The organism is Streptomyces sp. NPDC001922, from assembly GCF_042891165.1.
Lineage (GTDB): Bacteria > Actinomycetota > Actinomycetes > Streptomycetales > Streptomycetaceae > Streptomyces.
The window spans coordinates 255,771-276,074 of sequence record NZ_JBIASV010000008.1 but is presented as its reverse complement, the minus strand read 5'-3'; the positions used below and the strand labels follow the sequence as shown (position 1 = coordinate 276,074).

General features: G+C 71.3%; 19 protein-coding genes. 6 read left to right on the top strand and 13 right to left on the bottom strand.

Translation table 11 applies throughout. The features are described 5' to 3' along the window. Positions 1-172: 172 nt before the first annotated feature. Positions 173-1,597, bottom strand: coding sequence for a transcriptional regulator (locus ACFYYR_RS17085; RefSeq protein ID WP_388853196.1), 1,425 nt, complete (start codon positions 1,595-1,597; stop codon positions 173-175). A gap of 557 nt (positions 1,598-2,154) precedes the next feature. On the opposite strand from ACFYYR_RS17085, the gene ACFYYR_RS17080 reads away from it, so the two are divergent. The 4 genes from ACFYYR_RS17080 (at position 2,155) to ACFYYR_RS17065 (ending at position 6,164) form a co-directional block, all read left to right on the top strand. Continuing rightward, entirely contained in the window at positions 2,155-2,835 is a 681-nt protein-coding gene (locus ACFYYR_RS17080; protein WP_388853193.1) for a bifunctional DNA primase/polymerase, read from the top strand. 356 nt (positions 2,836-3,191) lie between these two features. After that, positions 3,192-4,019, top strand: a complete 828-nt coding sequence (locus tag ACFYYR_RS17075) for an ABC transporter ATP-binding protein (protein ID WP_388853566.1) — start codon at positions 3,192-3,194, stop codon at positions 4,017-4,019. Then, complete coding sequence (locus ACFYYR_RS17070; protein ID WP_388853190.1) at positions 4,016-5,641, top strand: transporter; 1,626 nt, start codon at positions 4,016-4,018, stop codon at positions 5,639-5,641. Before ACFYYR_RS17075 ends, ACFYYR_RS17070 begins: the two co-directional genes overlap by 4 nt. A 181-nt stretch (positions 5,642-5,822) precedes the next feature. After that, entirely contained in the window at positions 5,823-6,164 is a 342-nt protein-coding gene (locus ACFYYR_RS17065) for a hypothetical protein (protein ID WP_388853187.1), read from the top strand. Between the two features lie 361 nt (positions 6,165-6,525). On the opposite strand, the gene ACFYYR_RS17060 is transcribed toward ACFYYR_RS17065, so the two are convergent. The 12 genes from ACFYYR_RS17060 to ACFYYR_RS17005 all read right to left on the bottom strand — a co-directional run bounded on the left by ACFYYR_RS17060 (position 6,526) and on the right by ACFYYR_RS17005 (position 17,865). Next, positions 6,526-9,567: a BTAD domain-containing putative transcriptional regulator gene (locus ACFYYR_RS17060; protein WP_388853185.1), complete on the bottom strand. Its 3,042-nt coding sequence runs from the start codon at positions 9,565-9,567 to the stop codon at positions 6,526-6,528. A gap of 139 nt (positions 9,568-9,706) precedes the next feature. Continuing rightward, positions 9,707-10,750 carry a hypothetical protein gene (locus ACFYYR_RS17055; RefSeq protein WP_388853182.1) on the bottom strand — a complete coding sequence of 348 codons (1,044 nt, stop codon included), beginning with the start codon at positions 10,748-10,750 and terminating at the stop codon, positions 9,707-9,709. After that, positions 10,741-11,388 (bottom strand): hypothetical protein, encoded by a 648-nt coding sequence (locus ACFYYR_RS17050; protein WP_388853179.1) that lies wholly within the window; start codon positions 11,386-11,388, stop codon positions 10,741-10,743. Before ACFYYR_RS17050 ends, ACFYYR_RS17055 begins: the two co-directional genes overlap by 10 nt. A gap of 62 nt (positions 11,389-11,450) precedes the next feature. Beyond that, positions 11,451-11,921, bottom strand: a complete 471-nt coding sequence (locus ACFYYR_RS17045) for a Tad domain-containing protein (RefSeq protein WP_388853176.1) — start codon at positions 11,919-11,921, stop codon at positions 11,451-11,453. Next, the gene (locus ACFYYR_RS17040) at positions 11,918-12,403 is read right to left on the bottom strand and encodes a TadE/TadG family type IV pilus assembly protein (protein ID WP_388853173.1); all 486 of its coding nucleotides are present in this window, start codon (positions 12,401-12,403) and stop codon (positions 11,918-11,920) included. The genes ACFYYR_RS17045 and ACFYYR_RS17040 overlap by 4 nt, the downstream gene beginning before the upstream one ends. Next, on the bottom strand, positions 12,403-12,924 hold the full coding sequence (locus ACFYYR_RS17035; protein WP_388853170.1) for a TadE family protein: 522 nt from the start codon (positions 12,922-12,924) through the stop codon (positions 12,403-12,405). Before ACFYYR_RS17035 ends, ACFYYR_RS17040 begins: the two co-directional genes overlap by 1 nt. A gap of 44 nt (positions 12,925-12,968) precedes the next feature. Beyond that, the gene (locus ACFYYR_RS17030) at positions 12,969-13,217 is read right to left on the bottom strand and encodes a hypothetical protein (protein ID WP_351513963.1); all 249 of its coding nucleotides are present in this window, start codon (positions 13,215-13,217) and stop codon (positions 12,969-12,971) included. A gap of 40 nt (positions 13,218-13,257) precedes the next feature. Next, positions 13,258-14,172 carry a type II secretion system F family protein gene (locus tag ACFYYR_RS17025; RefSeq protein ID WP_388853167.1) on the bottom strand — a complete coding sequence of 305 codons (915 nt, stop codon included), beginning with the start codon at positions 14,170-14,172 and terminating at the stop codon, positions 13,258-13,260. Beyond that, the gene (locus ACFYYR_RS17020; RefSeq protein ID WP_388853164.1) at positions 14,169-15,110 is read right to left on the bottom strand and encodes a type II secretion system F family protein; all 942 of its coding nucleotides are present in this window, start codon (positions 15,108-15,110) and stop codon (positions 14,169-14,171) included. Before ACFYYR_RS17020 ends, ACFYYR_RS17025 begins: the two co-directional genes overlap by 4 nt. 10 nt (positions 15,111-15,120) lie before the next feature. Next, positions 15,121-16,455 carry a CpaF family protein gene (locus tag ACFYYR_RS17015; protein ID WP_388853563.1) on the bottom strand — a complete coding sequence of 445 codons (1,335 nt, stop codon included), beginning with the start codon at positions 16,453-16,455 and terminating at the stop codon, positions 15,121-15,123. 29 nt (positions 16,456-16,484) lie between these two features. Then, positions 16,485-17,318 carry a hypothetical protein gene (locus ACFYYR_RS17010; RefSeq protein ID WP_388853161.1) on the bottom strand — a complete coding sequence of 278 codons (834 nt, stop codon included), beginning with the start codon at positions 17,316-17,318 and terminating at the stop codon, positions 16,485-16,487. 64 nt (positions 17,319-17,382) lie between these two features. After that, positions 17,383-17,865, bottom strand: a complete 483-nt coding sequence (locus ACFYYR_RS17005) for a hypothetical protein (protein ID WP_388853159.1) — start codon at positions 17,863-17,865, stop codon at positions 17,383-17,385. A 607-nt stretch (positions 17,866-18,472) separates the two neighbouring features. Here ACFYYR_RS17005 and ACFYYR_RS17000 point away from each other — a divergent pair. After that, entirely contained in the window at positions 18,473-19,135 is a 663-nt protein-coding gene (locus ACFYYR_RS17000) for a hypothetical protein (protein ID WP_388853156.1), read from the top strand. Next, positions 19,132-20,190, top strand: coding sequence for a hypothetical protein (locus ACFYYR_RS16995; protein ID WP_388853153.1), 1,059 nt, complete (start codon positions 19,132-19,134; stop codon positions 20,188-20,190). Before ACFYYR_RS17000 ends, ACFYYR_RS16995 begins: the two co-directional genes overlap by 4 nt. The last annotated feature ends 114 nt before the right edge of the window (positions 20,191-20,304 follow it).

Here is a 20,304-nt window from a genome sequence, read left to right as displayed (position 1 = left end):
GGGGGGCGGCGCCCCGGGTTTTTTTGGGGCCCCCCCCCGGCCCATTAAAATTCCGCCCCCCCCCCCCCCCCCCCCGCCCCCCCCACCCCCGAAACCCACCACACACCCGCACCCAACAAGCGAGGCCCGCACAAACGAACCGCAAGAACCCCCAGCGCACGCCGCATGGCGATCACGCCGCCTGCCCCTGCGCATCCAACCGCGCCCCGAACTCCCGCACCACCGCCTCATGCCGGAACGGCTCCAGCCGCTGCTGCAGGTCCTCCAGATACTCCGCCCCCCGGTTCGACCGCAGACCGGCCAGCAGATCCAGCGCCTGCGTACCCGTGTGGCACGCCTGCTCGACCTCCCGCAGCTGCACCTGCGCCGACGCCAGCAGCACCAGATCGATCGCCCGCCGCCGCACCCTCGACTCCGGGTGCCCGCTCAGCGCCTCCTCCGCGCGCCGCTGCGCCGGCTCCGCCTGCCCCAGGTCCCGGTGGCAGTGGGCCAGTTCGTCGGCGAGATAGGCGTGGTCGAAGTGGGCGATCCACGCCGGGTCGTCCCCCGAGGCCGACCCCTCGGCCGCACCGGACACGTCCTTCTCCACCTCCCCCGCCCGCTCCATCGCGGCGAGCGCCTGCCCCGCCACGACCTGGAAGGCGCGCCCGTCCCCCAGCAGCGCGTGCCCCCGCGCCTCCGCGGCGTAGAACATCGCCTCCGCACGCGGCGTGACCCGCCCCCGCGCCCCCTCCTGGGCTGCCCGGGCGAGTTGCGCGATCTCCCGCGGGTTGCCGAGGGACGCGGCGAGGTGGCTCATTCCGGCGGCGAGCACATATCCGCCGTAGCCACGGTCGCCCGCCGCCTGGGCCAGTCGCAGGGCCTGGATGTAGTACCGCTGTGCCAGACCGGGCTGGCCGGTGTCCACGGCCATGTAGCCGGCGAGTTCGGTCAACCGGGCGACGGCGGCGAAGAGTTCACGGCCGACGGACTCCCGGTAGGAGCCGCCGAGGAGCCCGGACACCACGCTGTTGAGGTAGTGGACGACCACGGGGCGGACCCGGCCGCTGCCGAACCGGTGGTCGAGTTCGACGAGGGCCTCGGTCATGGCCCGCACGGCGTCCACATCGGCGAGCCCGACCCGGGCCCCGGCGGTGCGCGCGACCTGTGTGTCGACACCGGTGATCAGCCAGTCGCGGCTCGGCTCGACCAGGGCCGAGGCGGCGACCGTCGCCCCGCTCAGGAAGTCGCGCCGGCCGACGTCGCTGCGCCACAGCTCGCAGACCTGCTCGATGGCGCCCAGCACGGTCGGGGCGAACTGCAGGCCCACGCCGGAGGCGAGGTTCTTGCCGTTCGCCATCCCGATCTCGTCGATGGTGACGGTCCGGCCGAGCTTCCGCCCCAGCGCCTCCGCGATGATCCCGGGGGCGCGGCCGCGCGGCTGCTGCCCGCGCAGCCAGCGGGCGACCGACGTCTTGTCGTAGCGCAGGTCGAGACCGTGCTCGGCACCGCACATGTTGACCCTGCGGGCCAGACCCGCGTTGGAGCAGGCAGCTTCCTGAATGAGCGCCTGCAACCGTTCGTTGGGCTGACGCGCTACAAGCGGCCTGGCGGCCATGGCACTACCCCCTTGGTCGACGCCCCTGTTCTCTGCCCAGTCCGAATCCTGGGAATTCGTGCTATTTCTGCTGTTCATCGTCTTGCAAGGCGATTCGGCGAGATTTCCGGAAGAAAACTGCGCGCCCCGGGGACCGCGGCGTCCCAGCCGCCGCGCACCGCCACGCGCACACCGCACACCGCCGCGCCCGGACGCCCCGCCGCACGCGGCGCCACCGCCACTGCTCCCGACCGCCCTCGCGCACGGCGCGGACCGTCGCGCGGGAATCGGCGCGCACGCCCGGTGTCCGCTGCCCGATGAGCGCGCCCGTGCCCCGCACGCGCCGCCGCGGTGGGCCGTCGCCGCGCACATCGGCCGCCGCACACACGCCACAGCGCCGGACTCACCACCGGCACACCACCGCGCACACCCCGCCGCGTATGCACTACCCCGCCCCCACACCCCTTCTTCCGCGCGCCCCCGCCGATGCGCCCATGCGCCCCGGATGCCAAAACGATGCGCCTCGGGCACGCCCGTGTGGCCCGTAACCCTTGCGGGGAGGGGGAGTTGTGCTGCGTGTGGAAGAGACCATTGGAGTGACCGGAACCGATGTCCCTCATATCCCTCAGCAGCGCGGGGACGCCCTGCTCGACACCGCCGTGCGATACGTGGAGGAGCGCCACTGGGACGTGCTCCCGGGCACCTGGCTGGAGCCCGCCGACGATGGTGCCGAGCGCTGCTCGTGCGCCGCACCGGACTGCCCCGCTCCGGGGGCGCACCCGGCCCGCACCGACTGGGCGGCGCAGGCGACGGGCAGCGCGTCGGTGGCCCGGCGGCTGTGGGGGAAGCAGCCGCGGGCTGCGATCCTGCTGCCGACGGGGCGGACGTTCGACGTCCTGGACGTGTCGGAGGCGGCCGGGTGCCTGGCACTGGCCCGGATGGAGCGGATGGCCGTGCCACTGGGGCCGATCATCTGCACCCCGGACCGCCGCATGCTGTTCCTCGTACTGGCCGGGGCGGCGCCCAAGGTGCCGGACCTGGTGAGGCGGCTGGGCATGCCGCCGCAGAGTCTGGATCTGGTGGCCCGCGGGGAGGACGACTGCGTGGTGGCACCGCCGACGCGCATCGGCTCGCGGGGCGCCGCGCAGTGGGCCCGGCGACCGACGGCCACGAACCGGTGGCTGCCCGACGTGGCAGAACTGATCAGTCCGCTGGTGTACGCCTGCGGGCGGGAGGCCGCCGAGTCGCGCGGCCACTGAGCCGAGCCGCCCGACGTCCTGGGGGCACCCGCCGCAGGGCGCTCCGGCGTCCCGGCGTCGACGTTCCGGCGTCCTGAGCCACCGGAGTCCGTGCTCCTGTGCCGGGTGCGGTGCCGCCCGGCCGATCGGCGGGCCCTGCAGGGCGCCGCACGGGCCGCGGGTAGTTATCCACAGGGTGCCGCGGCCCGTCCCCTTCGCCCGTATCGTGTTCGACGGATGGGGGGGCGCAGGGCGCTCCCACGGGGACGTCGAGAGGCACCACTGTGTCAGTGGAACGAGACGAGAAGGACCGGGCGGCGGACACCGCAGCCCGGGAGCGGGCCGACAGGCCCGCCGCCGAGACCACCGCGCCCGCCCTGGCGGAAGCGCCTGCGGACGCTCGTACCGAAGACCGCGCCGGAGCCGCGGGGGCCGTGCAGCCGCCCGCGGTGCGCGTCCAGGGCCTGTGGAAGCGCTTCGGGGAGCAGGTCGCCGTGGCGGGGATCGACCTGGAGCTGCCCGCCGGACAGTTCGTGGGCCTCGTCGGCCCGAACGGCGCGGGCAAGACCACCACGCTGTCGATGGTGACCGGTCTGCTGCGGCCGGACTCCGGCCGGGTCGAGATCGACGGTCACGACGTGTGGCAGGACCCGGTCGCGGTGAAGTCGCGGATCGGCGTGCTGCCGGAGGGGCTGCGCCTCTTCGAGCGGCTCTCCGGCCGGGAGCTGCTGGCCTACACCGGGCGGCTGCGGGGGCTGCCCGGTGAGGAAGTGGACCGGCGCGCCGCCCAGTTGCTGGACGTGCTGGATCTCGCCGGCTCACAGCACAAGCTCGTCGTCGACTACTCGACCGGCATGCGGAAGAAGATCGGGCTGGCGTCGGCGCTGCTGCACAACCCCCGGGTGCTCTTCCTGGACGAGCCGTTCGAGGGCGTGGACCCGGTGTCCGCCCAGACCATCCGCGGCGTGCTGGAGCGCTACACCGCGTCGGGCGCCACCGTGGTGTTCTCCAGCCATGTGATGGAGCTGGTGGAGAGCCTCTGCGACTGGGTGGCGGTGATGGCGGCGGGCCGGATCCGGGCCCGGGGGACGCTGGCGGAGGTGCGCGGCGACGCTCCCTCGCTGCAGGCCGCCTTCCTCGAGCTGGTCGGTGCGCACGCCGGGGCGTCGGGGCAGGATCTGGAGTGGCTCGGCGGCGCCCGGTGAGCGCCGGCACGGCGTCGGCGACGCCCGTAGCCCCCGCCCTCACCCCGGTCTTCGTCCGGCTGAAGCTGTCGCTGCTGCGCAACGGTCTGCGCCAGTCGTCCGGCCGCCGGGTCGTGTATGTGGCGTCCGTCGTGGTGACGCTGCTGTTCGCGGCACTGCAGCTGCTCGGGCTGATCGCACTGCGCGGCAACGCGCACGCCGCGGCGCTCACCATCGTCGTCGTGGCGCTGCTGGCGCTGGCGTGGGCGGCGATGCCGCTGTGGTTCCCGGGCGGTGACGAGACGCTGGACCCGACGCGGCTGGTGATGCTGCCGCTGCGGCCCCGGCCGCTCGTCAGGGCGCTGCTGGTCAGCTCGTTGATCGGCATAGGCCCGCTGTTCACCCTGACACTCGTCATCGGCTCCGTGATCGCCGTGGCGGACGGCGCGGCGGGGGTGGTGGCCGGAGTGCCGGCGGCGGCGCTGGTGGTGCTGGTGTGCGTGGCGCTGTCGCGCGCGGTCGCGGCCGCCAACATCCGGCTGCTGACCAGCCGCAAGGGGCGCGACATGGCGCTGCTGAGCGGCCTGTTCATCGCGATCGGGCTGCAGTTCGTCAATCTGGGGGCGCAGAAGCTGGCCGAGCCCGACGGGCTGAAGGTGCTGGAGCCGGCCTCCGAGGTGCTGCGCTGGCTGCCTCCGGCGTCGGCGCTGGACGCGGTCCGGGCCGCCGGGGACGGCGCGTACGGCCAGTGTCTGGCCCAGTTGCTGGCGAACGCCGTGGTGCTGGTGCTGCTGCTGCGGTGGTGGCAGCGGAGCCTGGTGCACCTGATGACCGCGCCCGACGGCTCGACGCTGCAGGCGGTGACGCAGGAGCAGCAGAAGGAGGGCCGGAGCGCGGGGCTGGCGGGGCTGTTGCCGGCAGGCCGTACCGGAACGGTCATGCTGCGCACGCTGCGGTACTCCTGGCGTGACCCCAAGTCGCGTGCCTCCTGGGCGACATCGCTCGGGATGGGACTGCTGCTCCCGTTCATCTCGGCGCTGCAGGGCAACGCCAGTGTGTACACGGCGTGCTGGGCGGCGGGCCTGCTGGGCCTGCAGATGGGCAACCAGTTCGGGCAGGACACCTCGGCGTTCTGGATGGTGGCGCAGACGATCGCCTCTCGCCGCGACGCCCTGCTGGAGCTCCGTGGCCGGGCGATGGCGCTGGGAGTCGTGGGACTGCCGTTCGTGCTGCTGGTGACGGTGGGGACAGCGGCCTTCGCCGGTCAGTGGTCGGCGCTGCCGGAGGTACTGGGCCTCTCGCTGACGCTGCTGGGCTCCCTGGTGGGGACGGGCGCGCTGGCCTCGGCCCTCTTCCCGTACTCGATTCCGCAGGACAGCGGCTACAAGAATGTTGCGCCGGGGCAAGCGGGGCTGGCCTGGCTCAGTTTCGCCGCCGGGCTGCTGGCGGGGCTGGTCCTGGGCGCGCCGGTGCTGGGGCTGACGATCTGGCTGCATCTGGCCGGCGCGCACGCCTGGCTGTGGCTCGTCCTGCCACTGGGCGCGGCGTACGGGCTGACGCTGGTGACGCTCGGACTGCGGCTCGCGGCACCCCGGGTGTCGGGGCGGCTCCCGGAGATCCTGGCGGCGGTCAGCAAGGGCTGACCGGGCACGGGGCGGGGCACGGCGCCGGCGCGTCGCGAGGGCGGCGCGCCACCTCCGGGAGCGCCACCCTCGGATCTGTGAGGTTCCCGTCCGCGTGCCGGTGTCCTTGACTGGTCATCACCGGGCACCGCGAGGGGTGGCCGGGTCGGATACCGAACGACCAGTACTACGGGGGCACATCGTGCGCTTCACGAGGAACACTTTCGCCGTCGGCATCGCCGCCACCCTGTCCGCTGTCGCCTTCGGGCTCACCGCGCCGGTGGCACAGGCGGCTGAGTCCGCCACCCCGGGCGGGGTGGACTGCGACGGCTGGACCCACGCCAACAACCCCGACCACGGCATCGCGGGCTGCACCAACAACACCGACCACCCGGTCACCTTCCGCGCGGAGATCGTCTGCGGGCGGGCCCCGGACGTCTCCGGTCAGTGGGTGACCCTGGCTCCGGGGCAGTACTCGGAGTCGCAGGGGGTCTGCGCCTTCTACAGCAGCGGCGTCGGCCGGGTCGGCTGGACCATCCAGTAGAACGGTCCGGCCCGGCGGCCACCGCACAGCCGGTGGCCGCCGGGCCCGGGCGACGCCGCTGTCCGTCCGGCGGCCGCGGCGGTCCTGCCGGGTGACGGTCCGGGCCGAGTGACGGTCGGGGCCAAGTGGCGGTCGGTGCCTAGTGGCGGTCCGAACTGGTCCCCGGCTCGGACCGGTTGGCGGCCCGGACTGCGGATCCGCCGGACCGGCTCCGCCGCACTGTCGGCGGATTCGCCGAGGGGGTGGCCCGGCGCGGTGGGGGGTTCCGCGCCGGGTGCCCACACAGCGGCTGGGGCCGGAGTCCTGTACGGACTCCGGCCCCAGCCGTGTTCTGTGGTGTTCCGCGCCGGGCGGCACGGTGTCAGCCGGTGGCCGCCTCCGTGCCGCGCCAGGACGGCAGCAGTTCGTCGAGCAGGGCCTCGGTGCGCGGCGGCAGGCCCCGCGCACCGCCGCTCAGGGCGTTGTTGTGGGCGATCAGGGACTCCACGGTGGACTCCAGCAGGGCCGGGTCACCGGTGGCGTGGGCCGCCCGGAGCTGCTCGTTCCACAGCCGCTCGTCCGACGGTGCCGACGGCAGCGCGGTGTTGAGGGCCTCGATCGCCTTCTCCGGGTGCTCGGCGCCCAGGTGGTGTTCGGAGAGCGCGAGCGCCACGTCCGCGACGAGCAGCGGCAGCCGGGCGTCGATGATCTCGTGGGAGAGCCAGCCGTAGCGGCCCGCCGGCCGGTCCGCCAGGAGCGGGCCCCGGACCAGCGCGAGGGCGTCGGTGAGCAGCCGTTCCCGCACGGAGGCCCGCCGCGAACCGCTTCCCGCGGTCGCCTCGTGGTGGAGGGTGCGCAGCACGTCCAGGTCGGAGACGACGGACTGGGCGAGCGTGAGCCGTCCGGTGTCGTCCGTGGCCAGCCGGGGGGTGCCGTCCGGGTCGTTGCCGAGCCAGCCGCGCAGCCGCTCGATGAGGGAGTCGCGGACGTCCTCGGTGGCGCCGCGCGGCCACAGCGCCGACGCCAGGACGCGCGGGTGCACGCCCTCCCGGTGCAGCAGCAGCATGGCGAGCGCCTCGTGCAGCAGCGGGCTGCGTTCGCCATCGGGGTCGTCGAGGCCCATCACCTCGTACGGGCCGACCAGGCGGGCGTAGACGGCGGGGCGGCCGTGCTCGCTGATGTCCACCATGAACGGCATGCGGGCCCGGTCGGGCTCCCGCTCCTGGCCCTCGGGTGCCGGGTCGGCGTCGGTGAACAGCTCGACGACCGCCGCGTGCAGCTCCTGCGGCAGCTGCTGCGCCTGGAGTTCCAGGCCGAGCAGCGGGGCCAGCAGCCGGCCGTCGGAGGTGATCTCCAGTTCCCAGGTGGCGCCCGGCAGGCCGGTGGACCCGGCTCCCACCAGGTAGCCGATGCCCAGCCGGCCGGAGTCGGAGGCGAGTTCGGCGATCTGTGCCGCCTCCTCCTCGCCCGGCTGCTCGGCGAGCAGCACCAGGTGCGGTGCCCACTGGGTGTGCCGGGCCGGTCCGGTGCGGCCGGTGAGGACCGAGTCGTGGCCCGCGTTGCCGAGGGCGCGGCGCCGCTGGTCGGTCTCGGCGCCCATGGTCTCCAGCAGCGCGGCGGTGTTCTCGAGGTGCCGGATGCGGGTCGGGGCCAGGGCTCCGAGCTCCTCGCCGAAGCCGACGAGGGTCACGGTCAGCCGGTCCGACCAGCCGTTGGTGGCGAGTTCGGCGGCGACGGACGCCAGGACGGCCGTACGGTCCGCGACGGCACCGGACAGCGAGACGATGCCCGGCACGGCCTCCAGGTTGAGCATCAGGCGCGCGTCGTCGAAGGAGCCGAGGCTGACCAGCCCCGGGTACGGGGCGGCGCCGTCGGCCTCCGCCCCGTCGATGTCGGAGCGCAGGATGCGCCAGAACGTCTGGTCCTGACCGAGCTGCCACGGCGCGGGCGGCTGCCCGGCGGGGTGGGCGAGCTGGAGGTGCAGTTCGCTGTCGGTGAGCCAGGCGGCGTAGACCGTGGGCAGGGTGCGGTTCTCCGCGCCGAGGGCGGCGGCGAGGCCGCGCAGGGCCCGGTCGAGGTCGCGGACGGCGTCCGGGTCGGCGCCGACGAACAGCGCGTCCTGGACGTCCGCGGCGGCGCCGGTGGGCGTCATCAGGTCCGGGGTGCGGCCGCCGACCGCGCGCATCGCCGACTGCCAGAGGGCGGCGCGGCGACGGCGGCCGAGTGCCCCGAGCAGACCGGCGGCGAGCAGCGGAGCGCCCATGAGGGCGTCGGAGAGGCCGAAGGAGGACGACTCCTGTGCGGGCGTGGCCTGTTCGGCGGCGGGCGCCGGTCCGGTCTCGGCCGGGCGCTCGACGGAACCGTCGGGTGCCTGGGGGACGACGGAGATGGGCTGGGTGATCTGGTCGCCGGCCGCGTCGAGGCCGCCGCCCTGCTGCCCCGAACCGCCCTGCTGCCCCGAACCGCCCTGCTCTGCGGCACCGCCCTGGTGTCCGGAACCGCCCTGCTGCCCCGCGCCGTCCTGCTGCGCGGTCGGGCTGGACTTGGTGTAGTCGCTGATCTGCTCGCGCACGTCCTCGGAGACCTTCGGCGATGCGTCGGGCATCTCCACGAGTTCGCCGCCGTGGGCGTCCGCGGGCATCTCCATGATCCAGCCGGGGCGGATCAGGCTGGCCTGGGAGAGCTGCGAACCGTCGGGCTGCAGCCGGTCCTTGTTGAGCTCGTAGATCTCGTGGTAGCGGCGCCCGTCGTCGAGGTGGCGCTGCGCTATCTCCCAGAGCGAGTCGTGGTGGCGGCCCTCGGGCGGCTGGATGCGGTAGAACTTCGTGCCCTGCTCGGCCGACTGGCCCCCCTTGGCCTCGGTCTGCTCGGCCTCCTTCGCGATCCGCTCCGCGGCCTGCTGGGTGGCCTGGACGGCGAGGTCGCCGGGGGTCTGCTGCGCGGCGGCGGCCACCGTCGGCCGGTGGTTGTCCTCGTAGGTCTGGCCGAGCTGGGAGAGGCCGGGCGTGAAGCTCGCGGCGGTCGCGCCGACGAGCAGCAGCGCGGCGACGAGCTGCCGGGCGAGCAGCTGGCTGGGGCCGGCGCCCGGAATGCGGGTGGGGACGCCGACCCCGGACAGCTCGGCCTTGGCCTCGACGAGCACACAGGCCGTGAACTGCGCCCATGCCACCCAGACGACCACCGTCAGGACCTTGATGAAGACCGTCGTGGTGATCTCTTGCTGGAGGGTGGCGAGAGAGGGCATCTCGTTCGGCAGCGGCCAGCCGACGAAGGACGCGAGCGCCGCCGGAACGCCGACGACGAGCCCGGCCAGCGCGATGAACGCGAGGAAGGCCTTGACGAAGTCACCGGCGGTCCGGCGGCCTCGGGGAAGGGGCCTCGGCTGGGGGGTCGAGGTGGGGCCGGTGCGGGCTGTGCGCGCCATGGCGGATGTCCTATGCCTTTGCGGGTCGCCTGGGTGGTGGGAAGTACCGACCCCCCGAGCCTAGTCAGCGGGCCCGGGGGTGTCGAAGGACGGGAGGTCTCCCGTGACCGGTGTGTGCGGTGCCGTGGTGCGCCGCCGGTCAGCGGTTGATGGCCTGGATCTCCTTGACGGTCACGTCCTGTTCGAACGTCGACAGACCGTCCGGCAGGGCCGGCTGCTGTGCCGGTCCGTCCGGGTCCGCCGAGTCGGTCCAGGTGACCTTCCAGGTGATCTGCGCCTTCAGCGGGTAGGTGCCGTCGCCCGAGGACTTGCGGTAGGTGACGTTGCAGCCCTTGTCGCCCGAGTCGACCTCGTAGCCGTCACCGTCCTTGCGCAGGTCGTAGGTGCAGGACTGCGGGTCGGCGAACTCCGTGCCGGCGTCGATCTTCAGGGCGACCGGGGTGGCCACCGTGGTGGCGGCCACGTTCACGCCGAAGTCGTCGAAGGTCGCGGTGACCCAGACCCGGTCGAGGGGCGCGTCGAACTTCACCTTGGTGTCGAGGTTCACGATCTGCCGGTTCGCCGCCGGGCTCAGCTTCACCGGCGCGGCCGGCAGCTTCATGGCCTTGAACGCGATCCCGGAGAGGATCTCCGGCGAAATGGCCTTCTGGGGCTTGGGGTCGCCCTCCGGCACCCAGACGATTCCGGGGAGGCCTGCGCAGGCCTCCATCCGCTTCGGGGTGTCCGGGTCGCCGCTCATGATCTGGTCCCGGTCGTAGGTCCGGTACCACCAGGCGCCCTTGTCGTTCTCGTGGAAGTCCTTGCCCTTGTCCCAGCCGGGCAGCGGCTTGCCCGTCTTCGGGTCGCGGAGGGCGGTCTTCTTGCTGTCCGCCTTGTACTCCTTGCCGGAGAACTTGGGCTGGGTCCAGCACAGCGGCGGGGTCCAGTTCGTGTCGGCGGGGGTGACCGGCGACGTCCCCGCCTTCGCCTTGAGGTTCGTACGGACCTTCACCCCGGCCGCGATCGTGCCGCTGCCCTGGTCGGAGGAGCCGCTCTGCTCGGTACCGCTGCCGCCCTGGGTGTATCCGGTGCCGGCGTAGGCCGGGGCCGCGAGGCCGAGCACCAGCGCGGCGGCGACCGGTATCCCGGCCAGGCGATTCCGGTGATTCAGGTGATGCAGGTGATTCGGATGCTTCACTGGCATGCGGCAGCTCCCCGTTCCGACTTCGAGGTGAGGACGCGCCAGCTTCCGCCCGTCCTCTGCAACGCCTCGGTGTACGCGATGTAGTCCTGGGCACTCGGCTCGGTCCTCTTGACCTTGCCCGTCCCGACGTTCCTGCTGAAGGCCTTCGACTGGTCCTCGCAGTAGGTGACCTGTGCGATGTCCTTCCGGACCGACGTCACCTTCCGCTGGTAATAACGGAAGGTGCCGGTGACCGTCTCATTCCGCGCGTCGGCCTGCTCCGCCTGGTCCACCAGCGGCGGGCGGGCGGTGTCGTCGACGTAGCGGCCGATGGCCGGGGACTTCGGGTCCCGGCCGGTGAGGTACTCCAGCCGTCCCATGAGGGTCTTGGCGTGCCCCTCGAGGACGGCGTCCTTCGCCTTGTCGCCCGTGGTGTCCGCCTCGACGGCCACCGTGACGTCCTTCGGCAGGTCGAAACCGGCCGTGGACACCCGGCGCTGGTCCGTCGAGTGCGAGGGAGCGGGCTCGCTCGCCCCCTGCCCGGCACCCTCGATCTTCCCCGAGCCCTTGGATTCCTCACTGCTGCAGCCGGTGAGCAGCAGCGCCGTCGCGACCGCGAGGGCCACGCCGACGCCCGTGGGAGCGATGCGTTCGATCATGTGAGGGGAGAACCTCCGTTTTCTGAACGGTGTGGGGGGAGGAGTGATGCCGGACCGTGGGGTCAGCCCGTGCGGATCTCGGCCCGGGACTCGCCGTGCACGGTGATCTCACGGTCGTAGAACAGACCCGTGAGAATCGGCCGGTACGTCAGCTGGATGTCGACCTCGACGAAGTCCACATCGCCCCCGGTGCACCGGGCCCGCGCGGCGTCCGGGCCGCTGAGCCCCGCCTCCTGCGCGAACTCGCGCACCCGCTGACCGCAGTTGGCGTAGTTGATGGGTGCGGCCCCGCCGCGGTTCTCCCGGACGGCCTCGATGTCGATGTCGTTGGCCGCGTACCGGGCGGCCTGTTCCGCGATGTCGGCCGCGCGCTCGCGCTGCGAGATGGACAGCCCGCCGTCGATGACGAAGCCGGCCAGCGCCAGGAACAGCACCGCGAAGATGATCACTGCGCCAGCGCCGGAGCCCCGGTCGTCCAGCCGTCCCGCGTACCGGGCCCGGCAGCGTGCGCGCAGCGCCGTCGGCTCTCTCATGCCGCCCTCCGGAAACGGTCGAGCGGCGAAGTGGAGGTGCCGGTCAGCTGGGTGGGAATGTCCAGGCCGAGCATGTCCAGCCCGCGGACCTGGCAGCTGACCTCGACGGTGAAGAATCCGCCCGGCTTGAAACCGGCGCTCGTCTTCCGCACCGTCACGCCGCCGGCGCACACATCGGCGAGGTCCGACTCCGCCGCCTTCCGCGCCTCGGACATCGCCAGCCCGGAGTCCTTCTGGATCGAGCCGGCGCGGGCCGCGTCGCGGGCCGCGCCGTCGACCGCGCCACGCCCGTCGACCAACTGCCCGAAGGCGACGAGCACCAGGATGAACAGGATCATCACCGGCGCCAGGATGACCACCTCGACCGTGGACAGGCCGGCGTCCCGGCCCACCGAACTCCCGCGGCGCGCACCGGTGTCCCCGGTGCGCCCGGGGAACCGGACCGCGTCCCGCGGCTGTGCCGCGGCGTGCTCCCGCGTCATCAGCCCTCCTCTTCCACGAAGCGCTCGACCGGTCCCTGCGACTGCGCGTGGACCGTCAGGTTCAGCCCGGGGAAGACCGACGGCACGTCCGCCTCGATCTCCACGCCCACCATGTTCTGCTCGGACTGCACGGCCTTCACGGCCGGTGAGGTGAGGAGCTGCGGCCCGAGCTGGTCGATGTAGCCCTGCGCCTTGGACGTCGCCTTGCCACGCCAGCCGCCCGGGTTCTCGTCCGCCTCGGCGCGCGCCTCGCGCGCGCCCGCCTGCGCCGCCGCCTGAGCGACATGATCCGCGAAGAAGTACAGCGCGAACTGCACCGAAGCGAAGATCATGAAGAACAGGACGGGCGTCAACAGCACGAACTCGATCGCGGTCATGCCCCGATCGCGGCCCGTACGCCCCCGGCGGTCGCCGGAACCGCTGTCGCCGCGCGCGGCGTCCAGCCGGCGTCGCACGCCCCGGCGCAGCGCGGTGCCGCCCGGCAGCGATCCGCGGCCGGGTGCGACGTTCGTACGTCTCATGCTGTGCGTCCCCGTGGAAGTTCGTCGGCCGGTGGACCGGCCCGTCAGCAGGTTCCGGTGGCCTTGGCGCCCTCGATGCAGTCGCCGACCTTCTTCGCGCCGTCCTTCAGCGCGGCGTTGATGAGACCGGCGACCACGCCGACGATCGCCACCACGACCGCCGAGATGATCACCCACTCGACGGCGGAGGCGCCGCGGTCGAGCTCGCCGGAGCGGGCGCGCTGGATGCGGCCCTGGAGGAAGGTCAGCAGGAAGTCGACAGCCGGGTGGCTGATCCGGGATCCGAAGTTCATGGTTGGTGTCCTCTCGAATGAGTGGGGTTGGGGAGAAGGGTCAGACCTGGAACACGCGCATCGCCGCCGGGAAGATCAGGAAGACCAGGAAGCCCGCGCACAGCAGAAGCTGCGCGACCAGCATCGACTGCGACTTCTCGCCAGCGCTGCCCTCGATCTCCGCCATCTCCCGGTGCCGCATGGTCTCGGCCCGGGAGGCCAGGGATTCCCGCACCTTCGCGCCGTCGTCGGCCACGAGCGCCAGCGACGACGAGAGGTCCTTGAGCTCTTCCACGCCCAGCTCCTCGCCGAGCCGTCCGAGCGCCTGCCACTGGCTCGTACCGGTGATCCGGGCGTCCGACAGGCAGTTGCGCACCCGTCGCAGCGCCCAGCCGTCACTGATCTCGGCCGCCGCCATCAGGGCCTCCGGGAGGCCCCGGCCGCCGGCCAGGTTCATCGACACCAGGTCCAGATACGCGCCGATGACCCGGCGGAGGTCCCGGCGCTTGTCCGCCGCGTCCCGCCGGACCTCCAGGTCCGGGAGCATGAAGAAGATGCCAGCGAAGAGCAGCGCCAGCCAGACCGGGACGATCGGGCTGCTGCCGACCCCGAGCACCCAGGCGACGGCGAAGAGCAGCGGGCCGAAGAACAGCCCCGCCGCGGCGAGCAGCACCTTCGTCGCCAGGAACGACTCCCAGCTGCGATCGAGCACCGCCAGGTCCGCGCGCAGCGACCGCTGTTCCCACCCCTGCTGGAGGTAGAAGTCCGCGACCCTGCGGCCCACGTCGGAGCGGAGCCCGCCCAGCCGGCCGGAGTCCGCGGTGGCGTTCTGCGCGCTGTGCGAGACGCCGCGCGCCCGCATCCGGTCGATCTCCGCGAGGGTGGACAGGGAGCTGCGCCGGGTGGGGACCAGGGCCCGCACCAGGATGTAGACGCCGAGTCCGAAGACCGCTCCGATCAGCACTGTCGTCGTCATCGCGACGCCACCTCCTCCTGCTCGGAACGCGGACGTACGAACGTCACCGCCGGCTGGTCCCGGGTCAGGAAGCGGGCCGGGGTGTCGATGCTGGACAGCTTGCGCAGCCACCAGAAGCCCATCGCGAACAGCCCGCACACCCCGGCCAGCACCAGCTGACCGACCGGCGAACCGTAGGGCTCGACGAACTGCGGGTTGAAGATCGACAGACCGAGCACGAACGCCACGCTGACGCCGACGACGATCTGCACACTGCGCCGGGTGCTGGAGCGCTGCGCCATGACGCGCTGGCGCATGTCGACCTCCTCACGGGCCGACTTGGCGAGCGCGCCGAGCACCTCGCGCAGACCGGGCCCGCGCAGCCGGGCGTTGAGCATCAGGGCCGCGATGATGATGTCCGCGGAGGCGTCGTCGATCTCGTCGGCGAGGTGCTGGAGGGCGTCGGGCAGCGGCGTACGCGCCCGCAGCCGGTCCACCAGGGCGTCGAGGTGGGGACGCAGGGCGGGCGTCGCGGCGCGCGCGGAGGCGGGGATGGCCTGTTCCAGGCCGACGGCGCCGGCGATGGTGTCGCGCAGCGACTCGGTCCAGGCGGCGAGCGCCTCGACCCGGCGCATGGCGGACCGTTCCTCCTTGGCGCCGCCGAACAGCCGGTCCCAGACGAAGACCAGGACGCCGGCGGCGAGGCCCGCGACCGCCCAGCGGGTGAGCAGCAGGACGACCAGGCCGACACCGGCGGCGAGCGAACCGCGGCGGCTGGCGAAGCGCGCCAGTTCCGCCGCCCGCTCGCTCGCCTTCGCCTTCTCGTGTTCGGGCTTGGCGGGCAGCCCGCGCACCGCCACGATCAGCAGCGCCACGCCGCCTCCCACGACGACGCCGGACAGCAGTGCGTACAGCACGGGCAGCGAGAAGATGCCGCCCAGGGCAGAGATTCCGTTCATACGGCCGTGGTCACCCCCAGGTCCCGGACGGCCGGTAGCCGTGGACGGTCAGTTCATCGAGACAGGCGATGGGAGCGTGCGGCACGACCCGCCCGTCGGGCATCTCGGCGAACACCTCGCTGGACAGCACGCGGCCGTCGACACCGTTGACCTCGCGGACCGAGGTCACGGTGCGGCTCAGCCGCCCGCCGCTGTGGAAGTTGTTGCGGCGCTCGATGAAGACGACGAAGTTGATGGCTCCGGCGATGAGCATCTGGCTGGCCTCGATGGGCAGCCGCTCACTGGCCTGGAGCGCGTAGGTGGAAATGCGGCTGAACACCTCGCTGGAGCTGTTCGCGTGGATCGTGGACAGGGAGCCGTCGTTGCCCTGCGACATCGCGTTGAGCATGGTGACGATCTCGTCGCCGAGGACCTCACCGACGATGACCCGCGAGGGGTTCATGCGCAGCGAACGGCGCACGAGCTCGGCCATGCTGATCGAGCCCAGTCCCTCGGAGTTGGGCAGCCGCTCCTCGAACGCCACCACGTTGGGGTGCAGTTCGGAGAACTGGTCCAGCCCGAGCTCCAGGGCGCGTTCCACGGTGATCAGGCGCTCGTGCGGCGGGATCTCGTTGGCGAGGGCCCGCAGCAGGGTGGTCTTGCCGGCGTTGGTGGCCCCCGCGATCATGATGTTCTTGCGGGCGCGCACGGCGCAGGCCAGGAAGTTGGCGACCTCCGGCGAGATGGTCCCGTTGCCCACCAGGTCGGCCATGAAGACCTTGCCCATCCTGGCCCGCCGGATGGACAGCGCCGGGCGGCGGGTGACCTCCATGACCGCGGAGAGCCGCGAGCCGTCGGGGAGCCGCAGGTCGAGCTGGGGGTTGGCCGAGTCGAAGGGGCGGGACGACAGACCCGAGTAGGCGCCGAGGACCTGGATGAGCTCGACGAGTTCCTCATCGGTCTCGGCGACGGCGTCGCCCTGCACCTCACGGCCGTCTGCGTATCCGACGAAGACGTGGTCGCAGCCGTTGATGTCGATGTTCTCGACCTCGGGGTCGTCGAGCAGCGGCTGGAGCCGGCCGACGCCGAACAGCGCCGCGTGCACGGCCGCCGCGTACGCCTCCTCGGTCTCGGCGTCCAGCGGCGACCGGCCCGCGTTGATCTCGGCCCGGGCGTACTCCTCGAGGATCTGGGCTATGACCGCGCGGGCGTACTGCCGTTCGTCCTCGGTGGACATCGGGGCGACGCCGGACGTCTGGTCCAGACGGCGCTGTTCCGCGATCCGGTCACCGGCCTCCTGCCGGAACCGCTTGACGAGGGAGTGGTCGACGACGCTGTGGGCCGGCTGCCCGGGAGAGCCCCCCAGGGTGTGTCCTCCGCCCAGGGTGCCGCCACTCACTGCACGGCTCCGGTGCCCGGCATCGCCGGCCCGGCCCACGCGGAACCGAACTGCTGGTGCAGATCGCCGACGACCTTGCGGGCGGAGCGGATCAGCAGGGACTTCTCCACCCGGCCGCGCTTGCGGCCCGACAGCTGCCCCGCGCCGACGGCGTCCTCGGCGATCACACCGACGACCCGCGCACCGGTCTGCGAGGCGACGAGCATGTCGTTGACCTGCCCGGGAAGCCGCGTGTTGCCGGGGTCCGCGATGAGCAGCACACCGATCAGCGGCAGCCCGAGCTGCGCGGCCCCGCGCTGCGCACCGTGCAGCTTGGCCGAGAGCGCGGCGGCCCGGTCCCGGACCCGGGCGAGGTGCTCGGGTTCGGTACGGGAGAGCAGCAGGACCAGCGCGGCCTGCGAGAGCATCTCGGAGACAGCCGCGTCGGGGCCGATGCGGCCGCAGTCGGCGATGACGTCGGCCGGCTGCTGGGCCGTCTCGGCGAGGCCGTTGAAGGCCCTGCCGAGCGTGGGCCAGAGGCCGGCGAGGCCGACGGCCTGCTCCGCGTTGCCGAGACCGACGACGACGTCGAGGCCGCCGGACATCGGCTGGGCGTGGTCCCAGAGCTGTTCCGCGGCGAGTCCGCGACGTGCGGTGGCCGCGATGGAGAGCATGCCGATGTTGGGGTCGAGCGGACCGCCGTGCGCGGCCGCGCTGCGGTAGACCAGATCCCCGCCTGCCGGGTCGGCCTCGGCCAGCAGCACACGGCGCGGCCAGACGGCGGAGAGTGCGACAGCCGTGGTGGTGACGCCGGGCGAACCCTTGTCCGCGGCGAGAGCGATGAGCGCCATATTCCTTTACGTCCCTACCTGCCCTGGGAGACCCGCGTGGATCGCAGGGCCAACGAGTCCGGCATCAACCGGCGTTCTTGGGCACGAGCACGACCGCGACCTGACCGCCGGCGGCCGCCTGTGCCAGCGCCTCGGCCTCGTCCTGGTTGACGAGGAGGGAGACGGGCAGGTCCGAGCTGCTGATGGTCTCACCGGTGGCGGCGGTGACGTCGTCCACCTTGGCGTTCTGCGCCAGGGGGGTACCGGCGGAGCCGGCGGAACCCGCCGAACCGGAGGAGGGCTTGGAGGCGGACGTCTCAGTGCCGACGCGGTACGCGGACACGGTGTCCCCGTTCTTCAGCCCCTTGGGGAACTGCCCGGCCTTGAGGGAGAGTCCGACGACGACCTTGCCCGCGGGAACGCCGGAGTCGTCCGACAGCATCGAACCGACGAGCAGGGAACCCTTGGTGAGATCGGTGGCGGCACGGTATTTCGTGCGAGCAAGATCGCGCTCTTCCCACTTCACGTATTGCACGCCGGAATCCTCGGCGACCATCACGGAAGCCATCGCGGACTCCGGCACCGGCTTACCTGCCGGAACATCACGCGTAATCTTCACAACTTCTATACGTTCCCCGGCTCGCAGCACGAGGACCGTCGCCCCGAGCGCACCGACGAGGATGAGAAGAACTGCGAGAGCGGCAAGCGCGGGCTTACGCTCACGAGGCGCAGAGGGAAGCCTGTCCCCCATTGGCTGACCAGCCCCCGAAGCCCTGTGGCCCCCCGCCGCCGTCCGCTCCTGGACCTTCACGCCACAACTCCCCGCACGTCGTCTTCAATTTCGGGCATTCGCGCCAAACCAGCCCCACCCGCGCGAATACGTCGCTGGCATGAAGCTGTCAAGTCATCGCACCGTATCAGCAGCCGATAAGCACCTCAAAGCCTGTCAGTGATCGTGAACTTCGGGCGAACACCCCGCAATCCACACGCAAAGCATGACTCGGGATCACTCTTCGCGTCCATGTCATCATCGATGGGCATCCAGGATCCAGACACCCGAGGTGAGTCGACACCCCCACCTCACAGGACCTTCGGGATGCTCGATGACACCACCGGACAAGCACAGCCGAGAGAGTCCGAGTAGCGTTCTGCCGACCTAAGCACCCTTCTTTGTAATGGAGTTGACACCCGTGCCCCGCCCCCTCCTGCTCACTGCAACCGCGCTCTCCGCAGGCGCTGCACTGCTACTGACCGCCTGCGGGGCCAGCAAGGATGAGCCCGAGAACGACGACAAGATCGCAGGCGCCCAACAGAACGACAAGCCATCAGGCGAGCCGACCCCAGAATCGACGAATTCCGTTCGCCGTCCGGACATCAAGATCCCCAAGAGCTTCGAGATGTCTTTCGTCGGTTGGACTTCCAGCGACGCAAGGACCCAGGCAGTCCTGCAGGACGGCAAGGAGCGCGTCCGCTCTCTCCACGCCGCCATCATGGAGGGAAACCCCGAAGCTTCGTACGTTCCCTTCTACTCCCGCGGCAGCGGCCTCTTGACGGGGCAGCAGTGGATCAAGGGCTTCGTCAAGAAGAACCTGACCCTGACCGGGTCCGCTCGTTTTTACAACCCGCAGGCGAGCGTACGCAAGGACGGTTCGGCTCAGCTCGACTACTGCGCCGACCAGAGCAAGGGCTACTCCAAGGACCTCAAAACAAAGAAGGTCAACAAGGAGCCGGCTTCGAGTGACGACTACGTTCTCTACAAGACAAAACTCGAGAAGGACCGGCAGGGAGTCTGGCAGACCACGGCTGTGATGACCATGGAAGGATCCTGCAAGCCATGAACCGGTATCTGAAGCTCGCCGCGGCTTCCCTGGCATCTGCCACCGCTCTCGCGCTCCTCCCGGTCAACCCGGCATATGCCGGGTACGGTGACGACGGCGGTTCGGGAGAATCCTCCGGGTCGGGCAGCGGAGACGAGCTGGGTGCCTCCGTGAAGCAGACACGAGTCAAGATCACTACGTCCGGCGGAAGTGCGTCGCCCGGCAAGGGGAACATCAGTTCCGTTGACCCGAATTGGACTCCGCCGGTTTGCTGGTACGAACCAGTCGCCTCTCCGAAGCAATTCAAGGCCAGTGTCGAGAATCTCAAGAAGAAGGAGAGTCTCGCTCCAGTCGCTACGTACCTGCAATGGAACTCGGACCTGTTCGAGGAACACTACGGAAAGAAGTCCGAGGAGAGCCCGTACGACAACTACAATATCGCTCAGCAAGGAAAAGGGATGTGGTGGCGGGGCGTCATCAACCCCAACCGTGAGGATGAATGGGGATGGGAGGACTGCATGAAGTTGATGTTCTGGGTTCCCAACGGAAAGACTCCTGACGCACCCGAGGCAATTTCCTCCAAAGTCCTTGCGGAGTACGCATACGACTCGGTCCGTGTGCCGGACACTCAGATCGACATGAACCCTGACGGCAAGCAGACCGTCAACGTCCCCACTTGGATATGGCTGGACAGGGCAAAATTCAAGCCGATCAAGGTCACCGCATCACTTCCTGGAACGGGACTGTGGGCCACTACCACGGCCACACCTGTGAGTCTGCACATCGATCCGGGAACGACCGACGCCGAAGTCTTTCCCAAGTCGGGCGACTGCCCGCTCAATGACGACGGAACCATCGGAACTCCCTACACCAAGGGCAAGGGGTCGCAGGATCCCCCTTGCGGAGTCACCTATCTGCGCTCGACTCAGAACTCTCAGGCGCACGACCTCAAGGCCACCCTGACATGGAAGATTTCCTGGAAGGGCTCGGGAGGCACTGGCGACGAGCTACCCGATGGCACCTTCGGAACCACGACGCCGGTCACCGTCCAAGAGTTTCAGGCGATCAACCGCTGAGTCGCACTTTCCCCTCCGCACTCCGAGTCCTTCCGGATGCGGGGGCTCCACCCCGACCTCTCCTGGGTCAGAAGAGCCGTGCCCCACCGTCGCAAATGGACCAGCCGAACCATC

What these genes read in the sequence shown, in the direction of transcription:
- ACFYYR_RS17025 (WP_388853167.1), bottom strand. Translation starts at nt 14,172, where the DNA reads ATGACGACGACAGTGCTGATCGGAGCGGTCTTCGGACTCGGCGTCTAC.
- ACFYYR_RS16995 (WP_388853153.1), top strand. Translation starts at nt 19,132, where the DNA reads ATGAACCGGTATCTGAAGCTCGCCGCGGCTTCCCTGGCATCTGCCACC.
- ACFYYR_RS17050 (WP_388853179.1), bottom strand. Translation starts at nt 11,388, where the DNA reads ATGATCGAACGCATCGCTCCCACGGGCGTCGGCGTGGCCCTCGCGGTC.
- ACFYYR_RS17085 (WP_388853196.1), bottom strand. Translation starts at nt 1,597, where the DNA reads ATGGCCGCCAGGCCGCTTGTAGCGCGTCAGCCCAACGAACGGTTGCAG.
- ACFYYR_RS17010 (WP_388853161.1), bottom strand. Translation starts at nt 17,318, where the DNA reads ATGGCGCTCATCGCTCTCGCCGCGGACAAGGGTTCGCCCGGCGTCACC.
- ACFYYR_RS17060 (WP_388853185.1), bottom strand. Translation starts at nt 9,567, where the DNA reads ATGGCGCGCACAGCCCGCACCGGCCCCACCTCGACCCCCCAGCCGAGG.
- ACFYYR_RS17040 (WP_388853173.1), bottom strand. Translation starts at nt 12,403, where the DNA reads ATGACGCGGGAGCACGCCGCGGCACAGCCGCGGGACGCGGTCCGGTTC.
- ACFYYR_RS17030 (WP_351513963.1), bottom strand. Translation starts at nt 13,217, where the DNA reads ATGAACTTCGGATCCCGGATCAGCCACCCGGCTGTCGACTTCCTGCTG.
- ACFYYR_RS17035 (WP_388853170.1), bottom strand. Translation starts at nt 12,924, where the DNA reads ATGAGACGTACGAACGTCGCACCCGGCCGCGGATCGCTGCCGGGCGGC.
- ACFYYR_RS17000 (WP_388853156.1), top strand. Translation starts at nt 18,473, where the DNA reads ATGGAGTTGACACCCGTGCCCCGCCCCCTCCTGCTCACTGCAACCGCG.
- ACFYYR_RS17055 (WP_388853182.1), bottom strand. Translation starts at nt 10,750, where the DNA reads ATGCCAGTGAAGCATCCGAATCACCTGCATCACCTGAATCACCGGAAT.
- ACFYYR_RS17020 (WP_388853164.1), bottom strand. Translation starts at nt 15,110, where the DNA reads ATGAACGGAATCTCTGCCCTGGGCGGCATCTTCTCGCTGCCCGTGCTG.
- ACFYYR_RS17005 (WP_388853159.1), bottom strand. Translation starts at nt 17,865, where the DNA reads ATGGCTTCCGTGATGGTCGCCGAGGATTCCGGCGTGCAATACGTGAAG.
- ACFYYR_RS17045 (WP_388853176.1), bottom strand. Translation starts at nt 11,921, where the DNA reads ATGAGAGAGCCGACGGCGCTGCGCGCACGCTGCCGGGCCCGGTACGCG.